Consider the following 409-nt stretch of genomic DNA (forward strand, 5'->3'; position numbering starts at 1 on the left):
GCAGAGCGCGCCATCAGCCATTACTCATGGCCGGGTAACGTACGTGAGCTGGAGAACGCCGTAGAGCGCGCCGTGATCCTGTGCGAAAGCCCGGAAATCTCGGCCGACCTGCTGGGTATCGACATCGAACTGAGCGACTTGCAAGACGACGACTTCATCGGCCTGGCCCCGCAACAGAGCATCAGCAGCGGTAACACCAGCCTGGACCCGACCGAAGACCTGTCACTGGAAGACTACTTCCAGCACTTCGTTCTGGAGCATCAAGACCACATGACCGAGACCGAATTGGCCCGCAAGCTGGGGGTGAGTCGTAAATGCCTGTGGGAACGTCGCCAACGCCTGGGCATTCCACGCAGAAAAACCGGTGTCGCCAGCGAAAACCGAAGCGGGTAACGCTGCAGGTAACACC

General features: G+C 59.7%; 1 pseudogene. It reads left to right on the forward strand.

The features are described from left to right. Positions 1–393: pseudogene (locus GHO03_RS24790) on the forward strand (sigma-54-dependent Fis family transcriptional regulator); the annotation flags it as partial. Positions 394–409 lie beyond the last annotated feature (16 nt).

The organism is Pseudomonas sp. FSL R10-1339 (assembly GCF_009600545.1).
GTDB classification, from domain to species: domain Bacteria; phylum Pseudomonadota; class Gammaproteobacteria; order Pseudomonadales; family Pseudomonadaceae; genus Aquipseudomonas; species Aquipseudomonas bubulae.